We start from the raw sequence: 20,392 nt of genomic DNA on the forward strand, positions 1-20,392 counted from the left end.
CGGGTCGGCGGCAGCGTCAGGCCGGCGCTGCCCGGCGGGCGGCGAACACGGCACCGGCACGCCCACCAGGCGCCCGGTCGTCCTGACGGTGCGGCAATGCGTGCAGTTATATTTAGATTTGATGTCAGTTTGGTGACATCGACGGCCCCGCACTGCGCAACGCTGTGTCAGCTGCGTGTCTGGCGCGTGTCAGTTGTGCGACGTGCAGAAGGCGGGCCCAGCGGTGCGCGCGTGGGCACCAGGCGCCGATGTGACGCTTTGGTTGCTGCCGCCGGCCATCGGGCCTGCGGTGCCTTGGGCAGATGGTGCCGCCAGGAGCAGCTGCCGACGCAAAGGCCGAAGCGCGTGCTGTGCAAGGCCATGGCGTGCTGTCGTCGTCACCAACGCGTGGGCAAGGGACGATGACTCAGAAACATGGCAAAGGCGGGTCATCGCCCGCCTTTGCCGGATCACGCACCGCGTGGCGTAGCGCCAGGCCGGTGCGGCTGCACGGTGTCGCGCAACACCGTGCGAGGGCTCGGCTCAGCCGGCCGGCTGAGCCTGCAATGCCGCCGCCACCGCATCGCGCAGCGGGGTGGTCGGGCGGCCGATCAGCTGGCTCAGCGTGTGGCTGTCGTCGAACAGGCTGCCGCCGCGCGAGGAGGCCGAGCACTGTGCCAACACCTGTGCGAATGCAGCCGGCAGGCCGATCTGCACCAAGGCCGCCGCGTAGTCGGCTTCGGGCAGGTCGTGATAGGCCACCGGCTTGCCCGACTGCTGCGCCACCTCGGCGGCATACTCGGCCATCGTGAAGGCCGTATCGCCGGCCAGTTCGTAGACCTTGCCGGCCTGCGGCGTGTCGGCGGCCAGCACCGCTGCGGCGGCCTCGGCATAGTCGGCGCGCGTGGCCGCACTGATCCTGCCCTCGCCGGCGCTGCCGATCACCGCGCCATGCGCCACCTCGGCCGCGATCGAGCCGGTGTAGTTCTCGGTGTACCAGCCATTGCGCAGCAGCACGTGCGGCACGCCGCTCTCGCGCAGCAGCGCCTCGGTGGCCACATGCTCGGGTGCCAGCGCCAGCGTGCTGGTATCGGCATGCAGCACGCTCGTATAGGCCAGCAACTCCACGCCGGCACGCTTGGCGGCCTCGATCACGTTGCGGTGCTGCGGCACGCGTTCGCCCACCGCATTGGACGACACCAGCAGCACTCGACCCACGCCTGCGAAGGCCTGATCCAGGCTCTGCGGGTCCGCGTAGTCGGCGCGACGCACGGTGATGTCGCGTTTTGCGAACTGCGCGAGTGACGCAGTATCGCGGGCCGTTGCTACGATCCGAGCGGCCGGGACACGCGCCAGCAAAGCGTCGACCACCAATGCGCCCAGCTGCCCGCTGGCGCCGGTGACGAGGATCAGGGGGGAGGTGTGTGCCATGGTGAACTCCAGTAGGTATTGATAAGAGGTGTGGTCTACTATCTAGACTCTTGGTCCGCGCACCTATTGTCAGGGCCGTTCGAACCTCCGCAAGGAGGCAGTTTTCCACCCCCTGGTTACCGTGAGATATCCCAGTGAACGCGATTGCTCTGTTTCCGCCGCCGCCGTCCCTGCAAGGCATGCCGTTCGACGCCACCAAGTGCCCGGTGCGCGACGTGCTCGATCAGATCGGCGACAAATGGACCATGCTGATCCTGCTGACGCTGATCCCCGGCCCCTCCCGCTTCAGCGCCATCCAGCGCGCCGTGCCGGACATCTCCAAGCGCATGCTGACCCAGACCCTGCGCAACCTCGAGCGCAACGGCATGATCACCCGCAAGGTCTACGCGACCAAGCCGCCCAGCGTGGAATATGCCTTGTCCAAGCTCGGCGTGGCGCTGCTCGGCCCGATCTCGCAGCTGCTCAACTGGGCAGGCGAGAACCACGCGGCCATCCGCTCTGCACGCGAACGCTTCGATCATGCCCAGCAGCCGTCGGTTGCGCTGGATGCCGACGAAGCGCTGGCGTAAGCGCCGGTTTGCAGTATCGGCAAGCTAGCTGACGGCGCTGACTTCCGGGTGGGCGCCTCGACGCGTTGGAGGATCGCCTAAGCGCTTGCACTAGGCGCAGCGGTGGATGGATTTCCGTGTCTGCTAGATGTGCGTTGTTGAGGCATCGATACTCGGGCCCGGAAGCGTAGGCGGCTCAGTGGCGGACTCGCCATGCATCGCCGCTGTCGAGGGCACGCCCTGGCACCTGGACCCGAATCCAGAGTGACGACATCACAGCCACCACGGCCTGCCATGCATGCAGCAGCCCCACCGTCGATCTGTGAACGCGTGCTCACAAAATCCCGCGCCGGATAAACGACTGCCAGCACAGCCACGCCACGCGTCGCCCGCAAACCCTTGCGGCGTAACGGGCCTGGCGCGTGCTATCGCAGCCATCGCTAATTTCAATCGCAAGCTGGCTCAAGCGTCTGCACCAGCACCCGATAAGGGGCTCACCTTACCTCGCGAATCCGCTGCGCCATGCCCGTCTTCGGCACCCTGTCCGCCTCAACGCGACGCACCCTGGGCGCTGCCCTGCTCGCGCTGTGGTGCGGCTGGATCGCCGTGGCCTGGACCACGCCCCACGCGCAAGCCACCGACGTCGCCAGTGCATGGGCGCAGGTCCAGGCCAGCCTGCCGGCCGCGCAGCAGGCGCCGATGCTGATCGGCGTCGCAGGTGCCTGCGCCTGCACCGACCCGGCCGCCGATCGCGCCTGGGCCGTGCTCAGCAGCGCGGTACGTGCGCGTGGCGGCCAGGTGCGCATGCTCGACACCCCCGCGCTGCGTGGCAGCGGCTATGCCGTGTGGCTGCTCGGTGCCGACGGCCAACCGCGCTACGCCGGCCCCGCAGACGGCGGCGCGGTGTGCGGCACCGCCGGCACGGCGGATTGGTCGCGCTGGTTACCCGATGTCCTGGCGCGCACCCCGGGTGCCGCGCTGGTGTCCCCTTGTCCCTGTGCCGTGGAGTCGCTGTCATGATGGAACTGTCCGCATCGGCGCCGCCGACCTCAACCTACGCCACCCGCCTGGCGATCAAGGCCGACCGGCTGTTTCTGTGGCTGGCCGTGCTGCAGAGCGTCGGCTCGCTGGGCCTGGCCTGGTACCAGGGCCAATGGACCACGTTTCTGGCGGTCACGCTGCCCAGCCTGTTGCTGATGGCCTGGCAAGTGCAGGCCAACCCCGGCACGCGCCTGACCCGCATCACCAACGCGCTGGTGCTGATGGCCCTGGTCGCGGCCACCATCCAGCAGGCGCATGGCCTGGTGGAAATGCACTTTGGCGTGTTCGTGATCCTGGCGCTGCTGCTGTACTACCGCGACTGGCTGCCGGTGGTGGTCGCCGCAGGCGCTATCGCCGTGCATCACCTGGCGTTCTACTGGCTGCAATCGCGCGGCATGCCGGTGCAGGCGTTCACCGTCGGCAGCGGCTTCGGCATCGTGGTGCTGCATGCCGGCTATGTAATCGTCGAAACCGCCTTCGTCTGCGTGATGGCCATCCAGCTGCGCCGCCAGGTCGATGCCCTCGACCACGAGGCCGAAGCGCTGGCCGAACTGGCCGACACCCTGGCCACCGGCGCCACCTTGCCGCCGGCCATCCTGCAGCAGCCCTTTCGCAGCGGCTCGCTGGCGCAGGCGTTGGTGCGCATGAGCGTGCAGGTGGAAGAGCGCATCGCCCAACAGCAGCAGCTGCTGCTGGAAAATCGCCGTATCCGCCTGGCGCTGGATGCATCGGCAATGGCGGTGGCCATCGTCGACGGGCGGGGCGCTGCCATCTATCGCAATCAGTCGTTCCAGCAACTGAGCACGCAGGTCGATGCGCATGTGCTGCACACCGCACTGGCCGATGCGGTGCAGCTGGGGCATGACGCAGGCAGTAGCAAAACGCGCGCGCTGGCGGCGTTGCAGCTGCAGGAAAACATCACCCCGGTCCGCGATGACGACGGCGCCTCGCTGGGCGTGGTGGTGGAGTGGCAGGACCGCACCCAGGACCTGGCGCTGGAAGAGCAGCTGGCCACGGTCATTGCCCAGGCTGCGCGTGGCGAGCTCGGTGCCCGTCTGCAGGGAAATGCTAGGAGCGGCACGCTCGGCCAGCTGGCCGAGGGCGTCAACCAGTTCCTGGCCATCACCGACGACAGCCTGCAGGACATGCGTCGCATGCTGGCGGCGATGTCGCGTGGCGATCTGACCCAGCGCATCGACCGCCACTGCGAAGGCGTGTTCGAGCAGATGAAGCGCGATGCCAATGCCACCGCCGACGAGCTGGCGCGCATCATCACGCAGATCCGCAGCTCCAGCACCGCGATCAACCACGCCGCTGGCCACATCCTGACCCGCAACGATGCCTTGGAGCAGCAGGTGCAGCGGCAGTCGGCCACCCTGGGCCGCACCGCCACCCAGATGCAGGCCGTGCTCGGCACCATGCAGGAGCACACCGCGCAGGCGGCCGACGCCGACAAGCTCACCGCCGCCGCATCCGAGGCCGCACGCAGCGGCGGTGACACCATGCACCAGGCGATGGGCACCATGCAGCAGATGGAACAGGCCTCGCGCCGCATCCAGGACATCGTCTCGGTCATCGACGGCATCGCCTTCCAGACCAATATCCTGGCCCTGAATGCCGCCGTCGAAGCCGCACGCGCCGGCGAAGAAGGCCGCGGCTTTGCCGTGGTTGCGGGCGAGGTGCGCGCGCTGGCATTGCGCTCGTCCACCGCCGCCAGCCAGATCAAGATGCTGATCGGCGAATCGGTCACGCATATGCAGGCCGGCGTGCAGCAGGTACGCCACGCCGGCGAAGGCATGCAGCACATCGTCGCCACCATCGGCCAGGTCAGCAGCACGCTCAGCAGGATCGCCGTCGCCTCGCAACAGGAAGCCGGCAGCATCGCGCAGGTGCATCACACCCTCGCCGGCGTAGACGCCGACATGCGCGACGGCGTCACCCGCATGCAGGACGCCAGCGCCGCCGCACGCGCCATGGGCGACCATGCCGCGCAGCTGGAAGATGCAGTGAGTGCGTTTGTGGCCGATGAGCGCGATGGCAGCGCTGAGGCAGCGCAGAGGCTGCGCGTTGCCTGATTTACATCAGCGTATCTGCTGTCCAGCAGCAGTTGCCAGCGCCTCAGGCAACGCTGCAAGGCAGATGCTGTGGTGCTGACGCCGGCCGATTACTTGCGCAGCTCCCGCAGCTTGCCAGTGAACCAGGATTGGCTGGATACCGGCGCAGCGCCACCGCAGCGCACTTGGTACGGCGTACCAGACATGCTGCTCTTGGTGGCAGCAAGCTCGATGAAGGATTCGGTAGACGTCACCAGCCCCTTCTTCTGCAAGTAGTCGTACTTGCGCTGCAAGTGTTCACTGGCTTTGGGCGCCGCGTACCACGACCCATTGCGCGAAAATTCGCAGTTGGATTGCGCAAGAACCTTGAAAAGCTGGTCGACCTCACGCGTGGTGGCGGGCGAAACCCCTTGGGCCGAAAGCGATGCACAGGCACCGAGCAGGAACACTACAAGACACGATTTAACGTTCATCGACCCATGGTAGCGCATGCCAGCGCCTTGCCGACCGGCATTGAGGAGCGGTACCAAAACAGCTGCGAATCCGCTGCCATGGCTGCATGTCACAGCGGTTACCAGGCGGTATCAACGTCGTCTGCGGCAGCACAGCGCAGTCGGCCGAGCGACATGCGCGTGTCACCTCATGCCGGCGTCAGATGGCACCACGCCGACGCGCCCAGGCAATGCCGAACACGGAACCAAGCGACAGCCCCAGGCCGAGGCCTTGCGGCAGGTTGCCCATTGCTGCCCCGAGGGCAGCCCCCACGGCTGCAAAGATGCCAATGCTGATGCCGACCAATTTGGAATAGAGCTTGGTATCTGCTGGTTTCAACATGAGCATTCCTTCGTTGATAGTTGAACCGATCCACCTGACGATTACATTGCGCAGGCGGGAACTGACGCGCACCACGCGTACCGATTCTAATGTCTTGGGCTCGCGTTGCAACTCCGGAACTCCGCGCTGCGTAGCGGAAGCGTGACATCACGCCAACAAACAAGGCTCATTTTCAGCACATGAGACGGCAATGCACGCTTGCTCAAGCGCATTCGGACTCGTTATAAAAGCGTTGCTTTGCGAGCTCGGACAGACCAGCGGCAACGCAGCAATGGAGTCATCAGGAAGAGTGCTCAATATCGGGCGGCGCGTATCGCAGCAGCGTTGAGCCCTCGAAGTAATTCCCGTAGTACTCGCTCGCCCTCAGCCCCGGGTTCGCCTCAAAATCGATGTAAGGCTCGGAACAATGCGGGCAGCGAAAGGGATTGAGATAGGCGTAGCTGGACCCATCCGGTGCCAACGGTAATGCGTCTTCCAGCACAGCAAGCGCTTCGGCATCCGGCTCGGACAGCGCTGCAGGGCTGCCAGGCAAATGGCTATCGACGGTGATGGTGTACTTGCCGGACCCCGAGTAGAAGTATCCCGCGTTGCTAAAACCCGCGTGATAGGAGCGGATCAGGAACGAACGCTGGCAGTGGTCGCACTCACAGGAAAGCAGCACGTTGCCACCGGTGACTAATCCGCTGAAGTGCAGACCCCTTGCAAACAACCCCTTGCCTGCAAGTGCGGAACTGCTGACGCTGGCGCCCGGCAGAAAGAACGGCTGAAACCTGATCCCGGCTGCCTTGCCGTTCGCAAACGCATCCGGCTCCAGCTGCTCGGTCTGCGAAATGACACAGTCTGCCTGGCACCCGAGGTTGGGATGCACGCGAACGGAAAAGTGGAACCACCCCGTCGCAGCACCAAGTTCATGCCGGTGCACCTCTCCCGCCGAGTCGGAAAACTCCAGGACGCTATTGGACTTCAACCATGCGGAAGGCTTGAGCTCACACGGGACATCGCTCTCGGTAACGCGGCACAACTCTCGCCCATCGGCGCGAACGATCAATAACGGAGCGGCTTTCTTCTCGAAGATGGAGAACATGCTTTCCTTGGCGGTGTGCTTGAGTAGTACATCGGATCGCTGGGCGATTGGATAAATTTTAAGGCTTTAGCTCCGCTCGCGGCGAGTCAGGGACCATCCCCATGAAAGGAACAAGCAGACGCCAAAGAGCGTAAAAAAAAAGGTGGCAAGCCCGGCCCAGGAGATGCCGAATAGCCAAAAGCCAGCATGGCATGCGACTGGGTCTCTTGCGATGGAGGCGGACGTGGCGCAGGGCGAGAGCGTCCTGGTGTGATGCCACCAGGTGAACGTCACGGACACAATGAGGAACACGAGTAGCGCACCGAATAGCCGAAGCGCGCGATATCCAACTGACGTCTTTGTTGATTTCGGATGCGCGCGCATGGGCAGGGCGGCCTAACGCTTGAATGAAGTGTTGGGCCCTACCACCCCTGAGCTTGGGCAAATGACTCAAGGTGTCGCTGAAGTTTGGCAGCTAGCTGGGGTGACGTGTAGAACGCAAGGTCAGGAGCATCCACGTCATCCTTGAACGCAACGATCACCAAGCGCTCGTGCTTGCCATTCAAGTTGACCGAGAACTCCCAGTTTCCGCTTGTCTCAACCGGCAACGCATCGATTGCATTTGTGAGTGCGTCGGGGTCGAGGTTGGTACTGACGGAGCTAGACAACTCATGCAGGAATGGCCCAACTCCGTCTTGATCGAAGTTCATGGAAGCCTCGGACAGGCCAGAGACGTCAACCGTCGGAGTGGATGCCGAGCAGGCTACGCCTGATGCGAAGAGGAGAAAAGCAACAGCTGCAACGATCTTTCTCATAGGGGCTAATACCTAGGTTGAGTCGGCCGGCGAAGCGGCTTCGTCTCGAATGAATTGTCACGCCGCATGCTGATACGTCACGGCGGCAAATCCAATGATTGCTGCAAGGAAAAGCATGACAATCCATCCTGATCTCTGATGGAACGGCACTGGGTTGCACCCAATCTGCGCTTCCGCCGCCGAAGCGTTAACTATCCAGCCGTGGGAGCAAACGGGGCAAATGAGCTGGTACTGCTTGGAGATAACCCATCCGAAAAGATGGTAGAAGTGTCCGTACGTGTACTTGAGACGCAGTGTAAAGACTTGCTCTTGCTCGCACCTCTGGCAGTGCTCATGCTCTGCCAGGTCGAAGGTCAGCACACGCTCGCCCCATCCCCAAAGAATCATCTGTCTCTCTCGAAATATCCTTAGCGGTCCAGCAACTGGATTAAACAGAACCGCGAACTGGATCCGGCTTGAACGACTTGCCAAGCGTCGCCACTAGTCACTGCTCCCGGCACAGCCAGAGTCCCCCGCATCGCAACTGGAAAAACCAATGTCCTGACCACCCGATGCGCCACCATCGGATGACAGATAGAACGGGTCACTTGTATCGGACGACGTGGAGCCAGCTGCCTGAGAAGAAGCAAATGCCGCACAAACCACCGCGCCAATGACTGGAACAAGCCAGATGAGGGCAACTTGCAATGCGCGTTGTGATGGCGACAGCACCGAAACGCGAAGCACGGCAACCGATGCGACGATATTGCCAAGCGCAAGTACCACACCCAATAGAAGCATCAACTTCATCCAAACCTCCAAGTCGCCTGACTATTACCGGGGTTGCCCGTGTGGCGTAAAAACGATCCTCGCCGAGTCGTCCATTGCCGTCAATCGCTGCAAGCCTTTGCAACAAACGCTCGTTATACCAGCGCGGCTGCCCATGACCATGTGCTATGCCATAGTCAAGTTGATCCAACGTGAGATGCAGGACGACGGCTTGGTGCTCCACCTTTGTCCTGCGCGAGGAGCAGTGAGCGCGCAAGGTGTGACGCTAAACGCGTTGCGCTTGATGCGGGCGTTGGTCTGCATGCTGCGCGACGCATCTGCTTAGTCCTTGGGTGCCACGCTGACGACCAGCTCGCCGTTGCGCATGCGGATGTTGAGTTTGCTGCCGATGGTGAAGCCCAGCTGCTCCAGCCAGCGGCCGCGCAGGCGCAGCGTGGGGATGCGTTGGTGGCTGTCGGGGTAGTAGCCGTAGCCGACGGTGCAGTGTTGCGGGGCACGCGGGTGGCCTGGGCGGCGCGGCTTGCTGGGATCGGGGCGGGGCTCGGGGATGGGGGTGCGCTCGAGGTAGCGCCGCGGCGTGATCGAGGGGTCGAGCGAGTGCCAGCCGATCTCGGTGGGTGGCGGCACCGTGGCGCGCTTGCGCGCTGGCTTGGGACTAGACGTGGATCGACGCATGGCAAAGCCCTCCTTGACGAACAGGCCCCGCCGCCGGGTGGCGACGGGATGTCGGGAGGTTAGAAACCGCGTACAGACGGCGGGCTTATTCCCCTTGCGGGTGTTGTATTGGCCGCCCTCCCGACGCAGAGCATCGCGTCGGTTGCACCCGCAGAATCTGCAGGCACAAAAAACCCACCGGTCTTTCGGAGGTGGGTACCGCTGTACGAGGAGTTTCTACGCTCCTTGAGGAAGAGATTGCTGCGTGTTTGTTGGGATGTCAACTGCCTCGACAAGCAGGGAGCCGATCAGCGTCCAACGAAGCCGTTGCCCATACCGATGAGGCATCTGGAAAATAAGCCTGGCCTCTTATTCTCAATTTTTAGCGGGCTGATGCACCTCAGACTCCAGGCGAAGAACGCGGTATCCGAGAAAGGCGCACAAGACAGCCATAGCGATGAGCAAGCCTTTGAACACCATAAAATCTCCAGCTAGGTCTAACGCCTGAGTTAAGCCGACTCACGTAGCGGCTTCGGCTTGGGTGAGTTGCTGTGGCTCAGCGTTGCTAGAACGTAGCCTGCTAGTGCGTGCAAGATAGAACGCAAGATACCCCACGGCTCGAGTAACTCACCGACATGCGCACCCAGTGCCAAAGAAAGAGCCATGTCCGTCAGCTGTACTAGCAAGAATGCAGCAACTACCTGCCAGGCCCTACGAGTCGGGGCACCAGTGGCAAGGCGCCAATAGCAGACGACTGCAATAAGCCCAGTTGCAACACGCCTGAAAAGGCGGGCTCTCTCTACTAGTTGGTCAATCGTGGCCGGTTCGATCTGCGAATGAGCTACCCAGACTCCGCTAACAACACCGACACCACTGGTCAAGATCATGAGTAGAGCAGACCAGCCGACGACGCGCTTCCAGTTCACAGCACTCTGCTCCTGAGTTCCAACGCCAGATTCAAGCCGACTCGCGAAGCGGATTCGGCTTGAATGAAGTACTAGGCGTCAGCTTACCGCCGATTGGCACGACTAGCCTCCTGAAAAAGCGCAGCCAGGCCCGAGCTGGACATCTTGCTGAGCCTGTCATACGCGAGTTTGGTGGCGGACTCGGTCCCAGTACCTTCGCCGCGCAACTCAATGCCACCGTTACCGTCCGGCGTGAGGATAAAGACGAACGGTGCAGCGGGATTGGGCGCGCTAGCAGCGACCACTACGGAATGCCCGTCAGCGCAGCCATATATCAGCCACTCATTGCCTCCGAACTGCTTCAGGGCCGGTCCAATGTTGCATTGAAGCACGGGTTGCTCAGTGGCAGGCACAGTCGACGAGCTAGCAGCGAGAAGTGCGATGAATAGAGTTGCGATCATGTCTGCTTTGCTGCCTGACACCTGGTTGAGCCGACCCGCGAAGCGGGTTCGGCTTAAATGAATTGCTAGGTACTGCCGACGCCTACAAGAATGCAGATTGCCGGTGTGGTCAAGAACCAAACAACTGGTAGCCAGACGAGCTTACGTGCCCGGAGCCACAGCGGTTTGAGGTGGGGCGGGATAGTAGACGACGGTCGTGCGATCCAGCCTAGCTCACGAAGATTGTTGTGGTAGCCAGGACCAAGACCAGGAAATTGCGTGAGGTGTTCCCAGGTGGCTCGATCAACTGCCAGAAGATCTCGACGAAAGCGGATGTTGAGTAGGGTGCCAGCGCCGCCGGCAAGTGCGAGACTACCCACGCTATAGAGCGTGGTCAGCCACTCTCGTGGACCGACCACACCGAAACGCAGCAATAGAACCAGAGCTGCAAAGATTCCCCATGCAACAAATAGCCATCGAACTTTCATGCAGTGCCTGTCGCCTGAATTAAGCCGACTCGCGAAGCGAGTTCTGCTTAGATGAATTGTTAGACGTGCCTACGCAGACCAGCAATGCAGTGGGCTGCCGAGCACGCCATGGGCGCCGAGGTTGCTCACACTCTCACCCCAAAAGCAATAAAAGTGGCTCTGCTTTGGTTGGTACACGAGCCAGTAGCCTGCTTGATGAGCGACGCATTGACCCGAGATGACTTGTCCAAGCGCCATGTCGGGAAAGCCAGGCGCCATGACTGTAGCGCTAACGGGAAATGGTTTGCAGACGTTGCGCCGGATGCTATCCGCTAGCCCAGCAAAGTAGCTTTTGGCGTTGACGCCGGAATTGACGTACACACCGTAGTGTCAGATAGCTCGACCTACAGTTTCGCAAGTAGCGGGTTATTTTCTTGTACATCTAACGCCTAAATTAAGCCGATCCGCGAAGTGACTTTGGCTTGAATGGGTTGTTAGGCGGCGCGCCTAAATAGCAAATGTGGGAATCTTCGAAGTGACCCTTTGGGTCATATGGTATCCTACAGCTCAGCTGTATATCATCTTGTTTCTTGTCATCCAAGATCATGAAATCACTATAGATTTTTCCATTTAGTGTGAAGCATGGACGGATTGGATACCCGTCAATCGACGCCCGAAATTTTCCCGACTGATCCGTCACGGCCGCGAGAGGAGCGGCACCGCAATCAGAATAATCATCGATGTTATGTGGAAGTCTCACCTCTATGCCTGGCGTAGGTTTTCCATCCACCGTGAATAATCCTTCAATCATGCGGCCTGGGTTATGGCAACCACTGATCGCAATAGCAAATATGAGGGGGAGATATCTCATGTGCGGCCTACACCTGAATTAAGCTGCGTCGCTAAGAAACTTCGGCCTGAATGAATAGTTAGGCATCAGCGTCTCTACGAAAGGTAGCGCAAACTGATGCTCATTGAATACGGTCTTGTAGTGAGCAAGCATACTTAGCAGCTTATTGTGCAGATCTTGAAGTTCGTCCCGGACATCAGGCCTATCCCACAATGCCTTAATGGCTTGAGCGCACAGCGTATGAAGGGTGTCGCCCTGTACGAGTACGCCAGGGAACTGGCGGCCAAGATGCCCAATCACCGGCATGTTTGATTGGTCTGAGAAAATTTCAACGCTCTCAACGTGCATGATCTGATGCCTAAAGTTTGAGCTAAACCGACCCGCGAAGCGGGTTCGGCTTGAATGAATTGTTAGGCCTCATCGTCGTCTAGCGGCGCCCCAGAGAAATGCCCCTCGGCTATTTGCTCCAAGAATTCCCGCTGCTGGGATGTAAGCAGGCTCCGTGGCGTGTAACCGTGCCTATCAGGCTCGCGCAGCCATGATGCTAGAGACCTGCGAGCAGCATCCTGCAGCGCCCTGCGCTCCTCATCTGTAAATGAGCTCTTAACCTCATAGATTACCGACTCAATCTGCTTGACTGAAGCATCGAGACTGAGCTCTTCCTCCTCGCAGAAGTTCAGGAACCACAAATATTGGAGAACGGCATCCGCAAGGTTTTGCATCAAGATCTCCTGGAAAGACGGCCTGAGGCCTAACGCCTGAATTAAGCCGAGCCGCGAAGCGGCTTCGGCTTGAATGAATTGTTAGGCCCAGCCGCCAGCTTGGTGGCTGATCCTGCCACCGCCGCAGACCCACACGACCAGCTGGGCATCAAACGCTAGCTCGTCTGGTAGCCACATGACCGACCAGCAACTTTTGTCTGGGTGGTCTGGCTCCTCATGCCACGAGATGCTAGCAAGGTAACGGTGGGTGTTTGAAATTTTATGGCTTGAGACATAAGCCTCGGCCAAGCGTAGTGCTTCAGGAAGCTCAGTGCTGGGCTTGGCTAAGGATGCACCGCTAGCTAGTAACAGTGTGCCGAGAAGACAGGCGCGGTTGAGCATGGATAGGGCCTTGGAGAATGTCTGACTGAGCCTAACGCCTGAATTAAGCCGCACCGCGAAGCGGCGTCGGCTTGAATGAATTGTTAGGCACCCAGCCTGGATGTCTTGACTGCATATGACCACTCAATATCGTGAACTCGGTCGGTGACGCAACGTTGGAGGGTTGCGACGGCCAGCCTAGCTGCCAAGGTGACTGCGTGCTCGAACGAGCGCATGTGCTTCTCATCTTCTTCCCAAGGGTCTGCCTGATCCGACCAGTACTGAAGCTTGGCACCACCATGGACAAACTTTGAGCGCATGTCATACAAGTGACCGACGATGTTCTTCGGCTCTTCCCAGCGGCCCACCCAGAGCGCTGCCTTGTCTGCCAGTTGCTTTCGTAGGTCACCCGTTCCGTCGCAATAGAAAGCTTCGAGTGACTGCATGGCACGGAAAAGAGTTTCTCCTTCCTTGTATGGGCCGATGTGCACCATTTGTGTAAATGCTGCAAAGGAACGCTCAATGCGACTGACCGCCAGGGCATTAGTGAAGAAGGATGTTCCCTTTACCCACGAGAGCACGTCTTGCAGCTGGAGTGTATTGATCGCGGGCCATGTAGGATCATTCTCTTCGGGATGCCACAACTGGAAGAAGCAGCTCTTCGCTTGCACAGAAGCGTTTCCGCCTTGAGGAGTTACTACTATTCCTTGAGTAGTGTTTATGCGACCCGGATGGCTGAGCTCGGAGAACATCAGTAAGGTCTCCATTGCCTCTCCAAGGTGCATTGCAGCGATGGCAGAGAAGATATCCTCGTCTAGTTCACGATCAGGATTCTGGTCATTAAAGGCATCGCGGTCGAGTGTGTACCGCGCTTTGACCCGCAGGAATTCGACTTGGCGCGCATAAACAAGAATACTGCTTGAAAGGCGCTTCCGTATCATGGCAGGTGGCTCGGCAATAGCTGCATCCACATCACTCAGTCCCGATCGAACGATTGGGACGAGGCTGGGTAAGGCCTCGCTGAGGTCGGCCAGAGCTGCCTCTGATGCTTCGATTCGATCTCGCCAAAGGGCTGTCCTGACCGGAATCCAGGCTGTTACAGGAGTTTCGATAAGGTACATGGACGCCTAACGCCTGAATTAAGCCGACCCGCGAAGCGGGTTCGGCTTGAATGAATTGTTAGACCTGCCAACCGCGGGGCTGGAGCCCTCAAAGTGAAACTCTACCGGAACTTGGTGGCGGCAGGCTTGCTCTCGCGACGGATAGCGCCACTGTGCTACAGCGGAAAGGATGGCGTCGTTGTAGCCGACTGGTTGGCCGCGACTGCGGCCGATGGGGTGCCACTCCGCCGAGACAATGACCGGGGACTGCACATGCCCGGTAGGCCCAATGACAAAAGCGACTTGGGCTTTGCCAGAAAACTCATTGTGTAGCCGGGGTGGCAGCCTTGGTGCAACTGTAGCTGTAGGGGCCAGCCCGAACGAGCAGCGCGGGGGCGGCGCAGCTGAAGCGCACGCGCACAGCGCGATGCCGAGAGAAAAAACCATCAAGTTGTAGATTTCTCTCATGGCAGGTCTAACACCTGAGTTAAGCCGCGCCGCGAAGCGGCGTCGGCTTGAATGAATTGTTAGGCCCCGCCCCCAGTGAGCGATGCCTCATATTGCGTCAAATAGTAATCGGTTGGATGGGCTGTGCCGGTTAGCACTACCTCTCCCGTAAAGCGATTGACGATGAGTGGGGCATTGCCGGCTAGGCGATGCACAAGCTCTCCTGTCTCGAGGTAGAGGCGCGACTCATAGAAGAACGGCCAGTCAAAGGACCGTTCAATTGTTGCCGAGTCAACGACAACAACATCACAAGCAGCCTCGTCCGCCGCAGTGGAAAGCCGAGCTTCAACCAGTGCTTGAGCTTGAGTACGAGTGAGCATCATGTGGGGCCTAACGCCTGAATTAAGCCGACCCGCGAAGCGGGTTCGGCTTGAATGAATTGTTAGGCCTCATCGCGGCCATCGCTAGTCTCCTCCACAAGCCGAGACTCCAAGAAGGCAGATTCGAGCGAAGAGTACCAGCAATAGTCGGCGCCGAAGTTGGTGTGGGACGAGAAGACGAGCCCCCACGGATTGTCTGGCCCAAATCCATTGTCCGAATAGACAATTCCATAGTCATATCGCTGGCTTTCCGCAACAACCCAGGTTGGTAGTTGGAGGTAGTCATTGCTCCAATCCCAAGTTCGAAGCTCCATTCGCGGGGGAACTAGGAAGGAGCGAATGGCATCAGCTAATGCTGGATCAGAAATTCGCTCTATCTCAATCGAAACGAGAACCTGAACCTCTACGGGCGATCGGGAAGACTTTGGCGAGAGATCAACTTTCATGAGGTCTAACGCCTGAATTAAGCCGCGCCCCGAAGGGGCGTCGGCTTGAATGAATTGTTAGGCCGCTGTTGCGCGATAGACAAAATAGCCACCGACGCCAACAACCACCCAAAAAAGCAAGCCTACAACAGTGCAAATAGTGTCATCTGGCTCTGCCTCTGGTCTGACAGTGCGGACAAGAATGTAGCCGGTGCCTTGAATGGTGAGTTCAAAGAAGACCTCGAAAAGAATACGACCGACGACGCGGACAATTCCTCCAAGAGCTTCACCAGCGATTTCTCCGAGTGGCATGGTTGTCTCGTAAGCGGCCTAACGCTTGAATTAAGCCGCGTTGCGAAGCAACATCGGCTTGAATGAGTTGTTAGGCAGTGAGTGGCCGAAACGGTTGAGACCGCAACCGTGCTCCCCAGCACTGCCCGCCTGAGCCGAGTGTGCCACAGCTTGCGGGGTGAAGCTTGCACCGCAATGCCACGGGGCCTGTTGGCTCCGAAGCTAGGCGCAATGAGTGCCGCGCGGCAGTGACACGAAATGACGAAGCGACGGACTGTCCGATGCCAGTTACGGTGAGAACCCCTGTCCGGAGCCAACCGCGTGCGCGCCAGTGAACTGGTCGAAGATGCGAGCACCGATGCTGTTGCTCCACCACGGCCTAACGCTTGAATTAAGCCGAGTTGCGAAGCAACTTCGGCTTGAATGAGTTGTTAGGCCGCGGGCTCATGCCCAAAGATGCAGCTGAATGTACTGACCGCAGCAGGATCTTTTGGGTCTGGCCAAGTGCCACCGTTGACGAGGACGCCCGCAGCCGAAACATTAATTTGCTGAAGGGTGGATGCCTTGTCTGCAACGCGATCAACAATCTGCGCCGGCGCAAAGACCCACAGGGCTGCAAAGGGTTTTGCAGAGGCATCAGCGCCCCAGTAGATGGAGCCGTGCTGAAACGGTGGGTCAACGGATTTGTCGCTAATCACGACGTGCACGGGACCGGAAAACTTGGAGCCGTGAACGTCGATGCCCTCTGGAATTGCTGCCAAAGCGGAGACCTGACGTGTTGGCGAGCCGCCGTCAACAGTGATGGAGTAAGAGCAGGATTTAACCAAGAGTCGCAACATAGTTTTTCCGTGGCCTAACACCTGAGTTAAGCCGCGCCGCGAAGCGGCGTCGGCTTGGACGAATTGTTAGCTGTGCGCCGGTAGACCAGATCCACTCGCTTTTTTGGGCGCACGATCTCGAACAAGCTAAGACCAAGCCCAATGTCCGTGACCGTGCGCGCAACTAAGGCCGGCACGGCTATGAGCGCGTGGATTGCCATGGCTAAAAAAGCATACAGACCGAACTCGGCTGCTCGCAGCGTTGAGACGACGCGCGACGGCAGGCGAACTTCGAGCAGGTAGCCGCGGAGCGCGCGGACGTTCTCCCATTCGCCGCTCTGCACGCGCGCTCGCACGGAAGCGGCGTAAAGATTCCTGCTGCGCATGCCCCGAGCAAAAGCACGCCACATGCGCCTGGGTTCTAGAACGAGCCCCGTAGATAGGGCGATGAGGTTCATGAATGCGAGAGTCGGGGAGGCCAGCAAGGAGCCAGTGCCCAGCTCCCAGGCGCTAACTTCCCCTTCGCCGACACGGCCAACGCCGTATCTCCCGACTAAATGGTGGAGGTCGTGGAACTTCAGGTACTTATGCCGCGTTTCAACGTTTGGCAAAGGGACCAGCATGCAACCAGTGTAGACCGGCACAGTTAATGAACGCTTGCCCGAGTCTTCGCCGAAGCCATGCTTGCGGTAGAAGGCTGCGAGCTCTTCTTCGAGTTGCATTGATCTCCCTCGTACAGCTAACAACTATTCGAAGTCAAAAAGGTGCGTAGCACCGGGGTGTAGTACGTAATCTCTGACCTCCACACCAAGTGCATTCCCATTGGTTTTACCGCGATATCCCGATCGTGGTGCGTGACCACGGTGCGTAAACATGTCGCATTCCCCTGCGGCGACTCATCGCAATGCGACCGTATCATTCCGACCGAACGGCTTCAATGTCTTCGTCTGCATCGGCCGCCAGGCAGCCGTCTTCGGCAGCGCCTAGCGGGCGACGGCCTGCCAGGCTGTTGGACCGCGTCCGCGATCGGTTGCAGCGGCTGGGCCGTGCCAAGCGCACCGAGGATGCCTATGTTGGTTGGATTCGGCGCTTCATCCTGGCCAACGACAAACGCCATCCAGAGACGATGGGGAGTGCGCGAAGTGGAGGCGTTCCTGACCATGCTGGCGGCGCGCGATGGCGTGGCGCCTTCCACGCAGAATCAGGCACTGGCCGCCTTGCTGTTTCTGTATCGCGAGGTGTTGGGACGCGATCTGCCATGGATGAACGAGATTCAGCGTGCCAAGCGGCCGCGGCGGTTGCCGACCGTCCTGAGTGAGGTGGAGGTCATGGCGGTGCTGGCGCAGATGGAGGGGCGTCACGCACTGATGGCGGCACTCCTCTACGGGACCGGCATGCGCTTGATGGAGTGCGTGCGCCTACGCATCAAGGATGTGGATGTTGCGCGCAACGAGATCGTGGTGCGCGATGGCAAGGGTGGGAAGGACCGCCGCACACTGCTGCCGCAGTCATTGCGCGATGCGCTGCAGCTCCAGTTGGACGAAGCCAAGCGCGTGCATGCGCGGGATCTGCAGGTGGGCGCAGGTGAGGTCTGGCTTCCGCACGCGCTGCTGCGCAAGTATCCCAATGCAGCGCGTGAGCCAGGATGGCAGTATCTGTTCCCGGCGCCGCGTCGTAGCGTGGATCCGCGCGGGGGTGCGGTTCGCCGCCATCATGTGGACGAGAAGGGTTTGCAGCGTGCGGTGAAGGCGGCCTGTCGGCAGGCAGGGCTGGACAAGCCGGCCAGCTGCCACACGCTGCGGCATTCTTTCGCAACCCATCTGCTCGAAGCTGGGTACGACATCCGCACCGTGCAGGAGCTGCTGGGTCACAAGGACGTGGCGACCACCCAGCTCTACACCCATGTGCTGGGGCGAGGCGCGTCGGCGGTGCGCAGCCCGTTCGATCGTCAGCCGCAGGCTTGGCGATAAGTGCTGCTTGCGCGCTTCAGCCGTCCAACAACGCCTTGTCCCGCACCGCACCCTTATCCGCACTGGTCGCCAGCAGCGCATACGCCTTCAACGCCGTGGTGACCTTGCGCGGGCGCACCTCGACCGGCTTCCAGCCCTTGGCATCCTGCTCTGCACGACGACTGGCAAGCTCTTCGTCGGACACCAGCAGATTGATCGAGCGGTTGGGGATGTCGATCAGGATCTTGTCGCCGTCGCGTACCAGCCCGATCGCGCCGCCCGCCGCCGCTTCCGGTGAGGCGTGGCCGATCGACAGGCCCGAGGTGCCGCCGGAGAAGCGGCCGTCGGTGAGCAGGGCGCATTGCTTGCCCAGGCCCTTGGATTTGAGATAACTGGTGGGGTAGAGCATTTCCTGCATGCCGGGGCCGCCCTTGGGGCCTTCGTAGCGGATCACCACGATGTCGCCGGCTTTCACTTCGTCGGCCAGGATGCCCTTGACCGCCGAATCCTGGCTCTCAAAGACGCGCACATTGCCTTCGAACACGTGGATGGATTCGTCCACGCCCGCAGTCTTCACCACGCAGCCGTCGCGGGCGATATTGCCGTACAGCACGGCCAGGCCGCCTTCCTGCGAGAACGCGTGTGCGACGTCGCGGATGCAGCCTTCGCTGCGATCGGTGTCCAGGCTGTCCCAGCGCGTGGCCTGGCTGAAGGCAATCTGGGTGGGGATGCCGGCCGGGCCGGCCTTGTAGAACGTGTGCACGGTCTCTGCGTCGGTCTGGGTGACATCCCATTGCGCGATGGCGTCGGCCAGCGTGCGTGCGTGCACCGTGGCCGCGTTGGTATGCAGCAGGCCGCCACGCGCCAGCTCGCCGAGGATGGCCATGATGCCGCCGGCGCGGTGCACGTCTTCGATGTGGTACTTCGGCGTGTTCGGGGCGACCTTGCACAGCTGCGGCACGCGCTTGGACAGGCGGTCGATATCGCGCATGCCGAATGGCACGTCGCCTTCCTGCGCGGCGGCGAGCAGATGCAGGATGGTGTTGGTCGAGCCGCCCATGGCGATATCCAGCGTCATCGCATTCTCGAACGCTTCGAACGTGGCGATGCCGCGTGGCAGGGCGGTGGGGTCTTCGCCGCCATACCAGCGGTGGCACAGCTCCACCGCCACGCGTCCGGCGCGCAAAAACAATTGCTCGCGGTCGGCATGCGTGGCCACCACGGTGCCGTTGCCCGGCAGCGACAGGCCCAGCGCTTCGGTCAGGCAGTTCATCGAGTTGGCGGTGAACATGCCCGAGCACGAGCCGCAGGTGGGGCAGGCGCTGCGTTCGAACTCGGCCACCTTTTCGTCGGAGGCGCTGTCGTCGGCGGCGATCACCATCGCGTCGATCAGATCGAGCTTGTGTTCGGCCAGCTTGGTCTTGCCGGCTTCCATCGGCCCGCCGGAGACGAACACGGTGGGGATGTTGAGCCGCAGCGCGGCCATCAACATGCCGGGGGTGATCTTGTCGCAGTTGGAAATGCACACCAGCGCGTCGGCGCAATGCGCGTTGACCATGTATTCGACCGAGTCGGCGATGATCTCGCGGCTGGGCAGCGAATACAGCATGCCGTCGTGACCCATGGCGATGCCGTCGTCCACGGCAATGGTGTCGAACTCCTTGGCCACGCCGCCGACGCGTTCGATCTCGCGCGCGACCAGCTGGCCGAGATCCTTCAGATGCACGTGCCCGGGCACGAACTGCGTGAACGAGTTGGCGATGGCGATGATGGGCTTGTGGAAGTCCCCATCCTTCATGCCGGTGGCGCGCCACAGTGCGCGGGCGCCGGCCATGTTGCGGCCGTGGGTGGAGGTTTTGGAGCGGTACTCGGGCATGGCGAATTCGACGGCTGATTGGCGAGCGGTGGCTGGCAATTAGACCGCGTCGTGACTGTTGCTGCTGCAACGGTCGCGGCGCGCTCCGGTGATCCGGCACGGTAGCACGCGGGCCAGGGCACGCCGTGGCGGTGGGGAGGGCGCGCGCCGCGCGCATCGCACAGGCGGCGGCGGA

19 protein-coding genes and 1 pseudogene are annotated in these 20,392 nt (G+C 61.0%); 5 read left to right on the top strand and 15 right to left on the bottom strand.

What is annotated here, in order from left to right; all coding sequences use genetic code 11:
• Positions 1-522 precede the first annotated feature (522 nt).
• Positions 523-1,410 (bottom strand): SDR family oxidoreductase, encoded by an 888-nt coding sequence (locus DGN21_RS01695; protein WP_215825093.1) that lies wholly within the window; start codon positions 1,408-1,410, stop codon positions 523-525.
• Positions 1,411-1,544: 134 nt separating this feature from the next.
• Between DGN21_RS01695 and DGN21_RS01700 the strand changes: the two genes are divergently transcribed.
• The 3 genes from DGN21_RS01700 to DGN21_RS01710 all read left to right on the top strand — a co-directional run bounded on the left by DGN21_RS01700 (position 1,545) and on the right by DGN21_RS01710 (position 5,074).
• On the top strand, positions 1,545-1,979 hold the full coding sequence (locus tag DGN21_RS01700; protein ID WP_102255447.1) for a helix-turn-helix domain-containing protein: 435 nt from the start codon (positions 1,545-1,547) through the stop codon (positions 1,977-1,979).
• 501 nt (positions 1,980-2,480) lie between these two features.
• Entirely contained in the window at positions 2,481-2,978 is a 498-nt protein-coding gene (locus DGN21_RS01705) for a hypothetical protein (RefSeq protein WP_046345378.1), read from the top strand.
• Positions 2,975-5,074: a methyl-accepting chemotaxis protein gene (locus tag DGN21_RS01710; RefSeq protein WP_252374681.1), complete on the top strand. Its 2,100-nt coding sequence runs from the start codon at positions 2,975-2,977 to the stop codon at positions 5,072-5,074. Before DGN21_RS01705 ends, DGN21_RS01710 begins: the two co-directional genes overlap by 4 nt.
• An 89-nt stretch (positions 5,075-5,163) precedes the next feature.
• Here the strand turns inward: DGN21_RS01710 and DGN21_RS01715 are convergent, their stop codons facing one another.
• The 11 genes from DGN21_RS01715 to DGN21_RS01765 all read right to left on the bottom strand — a co-directional run bounded on the left by DGN21_RS01715 (position 5,164) and on the right by DGN21_RS01765 (position 14,861).
• On the bottom strand, positions 5,164-5,526 hold the full coding sequence (locus tag DGN21_RS01715; protein WP_104593745.1) for a YfeK family protein: 363 nt from the start codon (positions 5,524-5,526) through the stop codon (positions 5,164-5,166).
• A 178-nt stretch (positions 5,527-5,704) separates the two neighbouring features.
• Entirely contained in the window at positions 5,705-5,887 is a 183-nt protein-coding gene (locus tag DGN21_RS01720; protein ID WP_115043406.1) for a hypothetical protein, read from the bottom strand.
• Positions 5,888-6,167: 280 nt separating this feature from the next.
• Positions 6,168-6,971: a hypothetical protein gene (locus tag DGN21_RS01725; RefSeq protein ID WP_215825094.1), complete on the bottom strand. Its 804-nt coding sequence runs from the start codon at positions 6,969-6,971 to the stop codon at positions 6,168-6,170.
• A gap of 401 nt (positions 6,972-7,372) precedes the next feature.
• Positions 7,373-7,765 carry a hypothetical protein gene (locus tag DGN21_RS01730; RefSeq protein ID WP_215825095.1) on the bottom strand — a complete coding sequence of 131 codons (393 nt, stop codon included), beginning with the start codon at positions 7,763-7,765 and terminating at the stop codon, positions 7,373-7,375.
• A 57-nt stretch (positions 7,766-7,822) separates the two neighbouring features.
• Positions 7,823-8,152: a hypothetical protein gene (locus DGN21_RS01735; protein WP_184515575.1), complete on the bottom strand. Its 330-nt coding sequence runs from the start codon at positions 8,150-8,152 to the stop codon at positions 7,823-7,825.
• A gap of 93 nt (positions 8,153-8,245) precedes the next feature.
• Positions 8,246-8,554, bottom strand: a complete 309-nt coding sequence (locus DGN21_RS01740) for a hypothetical protein (protein ID WP_152971700.1) — start codon at positions 8,552-8,554, stop codon at positions 8,246-8,248.
• A gap of 300 nt (positions 8,555-8,854) precedes the next feature.
• A complete protein-coding gene (locus DGN21_RS01745; protein ID WP_215825096.1) occupies positions 8,855-9,208 on the bottom strand; it encodes a SymE family type I addiction module toxin in 354 nt (117 codons plus the stop codon).
• A 2,680-nt stretch (positions 9,209-11,888) separates the two neighbouring features.
• The gene (locus tag DGN21_RS01750; RefSeq protein ID WP_184578056.1) at positions 11,889-12,197 is read right to left on the bottom strand and encodes a hypothetical protein; all 309 of its coding nucleotides are present in this window, start codon (positions 12,195-12,197) and stop codon (positions 11,889-11,891) included.
• Between the two features lie 62 nt (positions 12,198-12,259).
• Positions 12,260-12,571, bottom strand: coding sequence for a hypothetical protein (locus tag DGN21_RS01755; RefSeq protein ID WP_184578058.1), 312 nt, complete (start codon positions 12,569-12,571; stop codon positions 12,260-12,262).
• A gap of 464 nt (positions 12,572-13,035) precedes the next feature.
• Positions 13,036-14,052: a hypothetical protein gene (locus tag DGN21_RS01760; RefSeq protein ID WP_184578059.1), complete on the bottom strand. Its 1,017-nt coding sequence runs from the start codon at positions 14,050-14,052 to the stop codon at positions 13,036-13,038.
• A gap of 506 nt (positions 14,053-14,558) precedes the next feature.
• A complete protein-coding gene (locus tag DGN21_RS01765) occupies positions 14,559-14,861 on the bottom strand; it encodes a YrhB domain-containing protein (RefSeq protein ID WP_184578061.1) in 303 nt (100 codons plus the stop codon).
• A 488-nt stretch (positions 14,862-15,349) separates the two neighbouring features.
• On the opposite strand from DGN21_RS01765, the gene DGN21_RS01770 reads away from it, so the two are divergent.
• Positions 15,350-15,661: a hypothetical protein gene (locus tag DGN21_RS01770; RefSeq protein WP_215825097.1), complete on the top strand. Its 312-nt coding sequence runs from the start codon at positions 15,350-15,352 to the stop codon at positions 15,659-15,661.
• 344 nt (positions 15,662-16,005) lie between these two features.
• Here DGN21_RS01770 and DGN21_RS01775 read toward each other — a convergent pair whose 3' ends face one another.
• Complete coding sequence (locus DGN21_RS01775) at positions 16,006-16,413, bottom strand: hypothetical protein (protein WP_184578065.1); 408 nt, start codon at positions 16,411-16,413, stop codon at positions 16,006-16,008.
• 26 nt (positions 16,414-16,439) lie between these two features.
• Positions 16,440-17,114: a hypothetical protein gene (locus tag DGN21_RS01780; RefSeq protein ID WP_051747404.1), complete on the bottom strand. Its 675-nt coding sequence runs from the start codon at positions 17,112-17,114 to the stop codon at positions 16,440-16,442.
• 284 nt (positions 17,115-17,398) lie between these two features.
• Between DGN21_RS01780 and DGN21_RS01785 the strand changes: the two are divergent.
• Positions 17,399-18,362, top strand: a pseudogene (locus tag DGN21_RS01785) (integron integrase).
• 16 nt (positions 18,363-18,378) lie between these two features.
• On the opposite strand, the gene ilvD reads toward DGN21_RS01785, so the two are convergent.
• Positions 18,379-20,217: a dihydroxy-acid dehydratase gene (ilvD, locus tag DGN21_RS01790; RefSeq protein ID WP_104609191.1), complete on the bottom strand. Its 1,839-nt coding sequence runs from the start codon at positions 20,215-20,217 to the stop codon at positions 18,379-18,381.
• Between the last annotated feature and the right edge of the window lie 175 nt (positions 20,218-20,392).

It is taken from the genome of Xanthomonas sp. MLO165 (assembly GCF_018831305.1).
GTDB classification, from domain to species: domain Bacteria; phylum Pseudomonadota; class Gammaproteobacteria; order Xanthomonadales; family Xanthomonadaceae; genus Xanthomonas; species Xanthomonas arboricola.

Bases quoted from the DNA above. Each gene is read 5' to 3' on its own strand.
- DGN21_RS01695 (WP_215825093.1), bottom strand. From the start codon at position 1,410: ATGGCACACACCTCCCCCCTGATCCTCGTCACCGGCGCCAGCGGGCAG.
- DGN21_RS01705 (WP_046345378.1), top strand. From the start codon at position 2,481: ATGCCCGTCTTCGGCACCCTGTCCGCCTCAACGCGACGCACCCTGGGC.
- DGN21_RS01710 (WP_252374681.1), top strand. From the start codon at position 2,975: ATGATGGAACTGTCCGCATCGGCGCCGCCGACCTCAACCTACGCCACC.
- DGN21_RS01715 (WP_104593745.1), bottom strand. From the start codon at position 5,526: ATGAACGTTAAATCGTGTCTTGTAGTGTTCCTGCTCGGTGCCTGTGCA.
- DGN21_RS01720 (WP_115043406.1), bottom strand. From the start codon at position 5,887: ATGTTGAAACCAGCAGATACCAAGCTCTATTCCAAATTGGTCGGCATC.
- DGN21_RS01725 (WP_215825094.1), bottom strand. From the start codon at position 6,971: ATGTTCTCCATCTTCGAGAAGAAAGCCGCTCCGTTATTGATCGTTCGC.
- DGN21_RS01730 (WP_215825095.1), bottom strand. From the start codon at position 7,765: ATGAGAAAGATCGTTGCAGCTGTTGCTTTTCTCCTCTTCGCATCAGGC.
- DGN21_RS01735 (WP_184515575.1), bottom strand. From the start codon at position 8,152: ATGATTCTTTGGGGATGGGGCGAGCGTGTGCTGACCTTCGACCTGGCA.
- DGN21_RS01740 (WP_152971700.1), bottom strand. From the start codon at position 8,554: ATGAAGTTGATGCTTCTATTGGGTGTGGTACTTGCGCTTGGCAATATC.
- DGN21_RS01745 (WP_215825096.1), bottom strand. From the start codon at position 9,208: ATGCGTCGATCCACGTCTAGTCCCAAGCCAGCGCGCAAGCGCGCCACG.
- DGN21_RS01750 (WP_184578056.1), bottom strand. From the start codon at position 12,197: ATGCACGTTGAGAGCGTTGAAATTTTCTCAGACCAATCAAACATGCCG.
- DGN21_RS01755 (WP_184578058.1), bottom strand. From the start codon at position 12,571: ATGCAAAACCTTGCGGATGCCGTTCTCCAATATTTGTGGTTCCTGAAC.
- DGN21_RS01760 (WP_184578059.1), bottom strand. From the start codon at position 14,052: ATGTACCTTATCGAAACTCCTGTAACAGCCTGGATTCCGGTCAGGACA.
- DGN21_RS01765 (WP_184578061.1), bottom strand. From the start codon at position 14,861: ATGATGCTCACTCGTACTCAAGCTCAAGCACTGGTTGAAGCTCGGCTT.
- DGN21_RS01775 (WP_184578065.1), bottom strand. From the start codon at position 16,413: ATGTTGCGACTCTTGGTTAAATCCTGCTCTTACTCCATCACTGTTGAC.
- DGN21_RS01780 (WP_051747404.1), bottom strand. From the start codon at position 17,114: ATGCAACTCGAAGAAGAGCTCGCAGCCTTCTACCGCAAGCATGGCTTC.
- ilvD (WP_104609191.1), bottom strand. From the start codon at position 20,217: ATGCCCGAGTACCGCTCCAAAACCTCCACCCACGGCCGCAACATGGCC.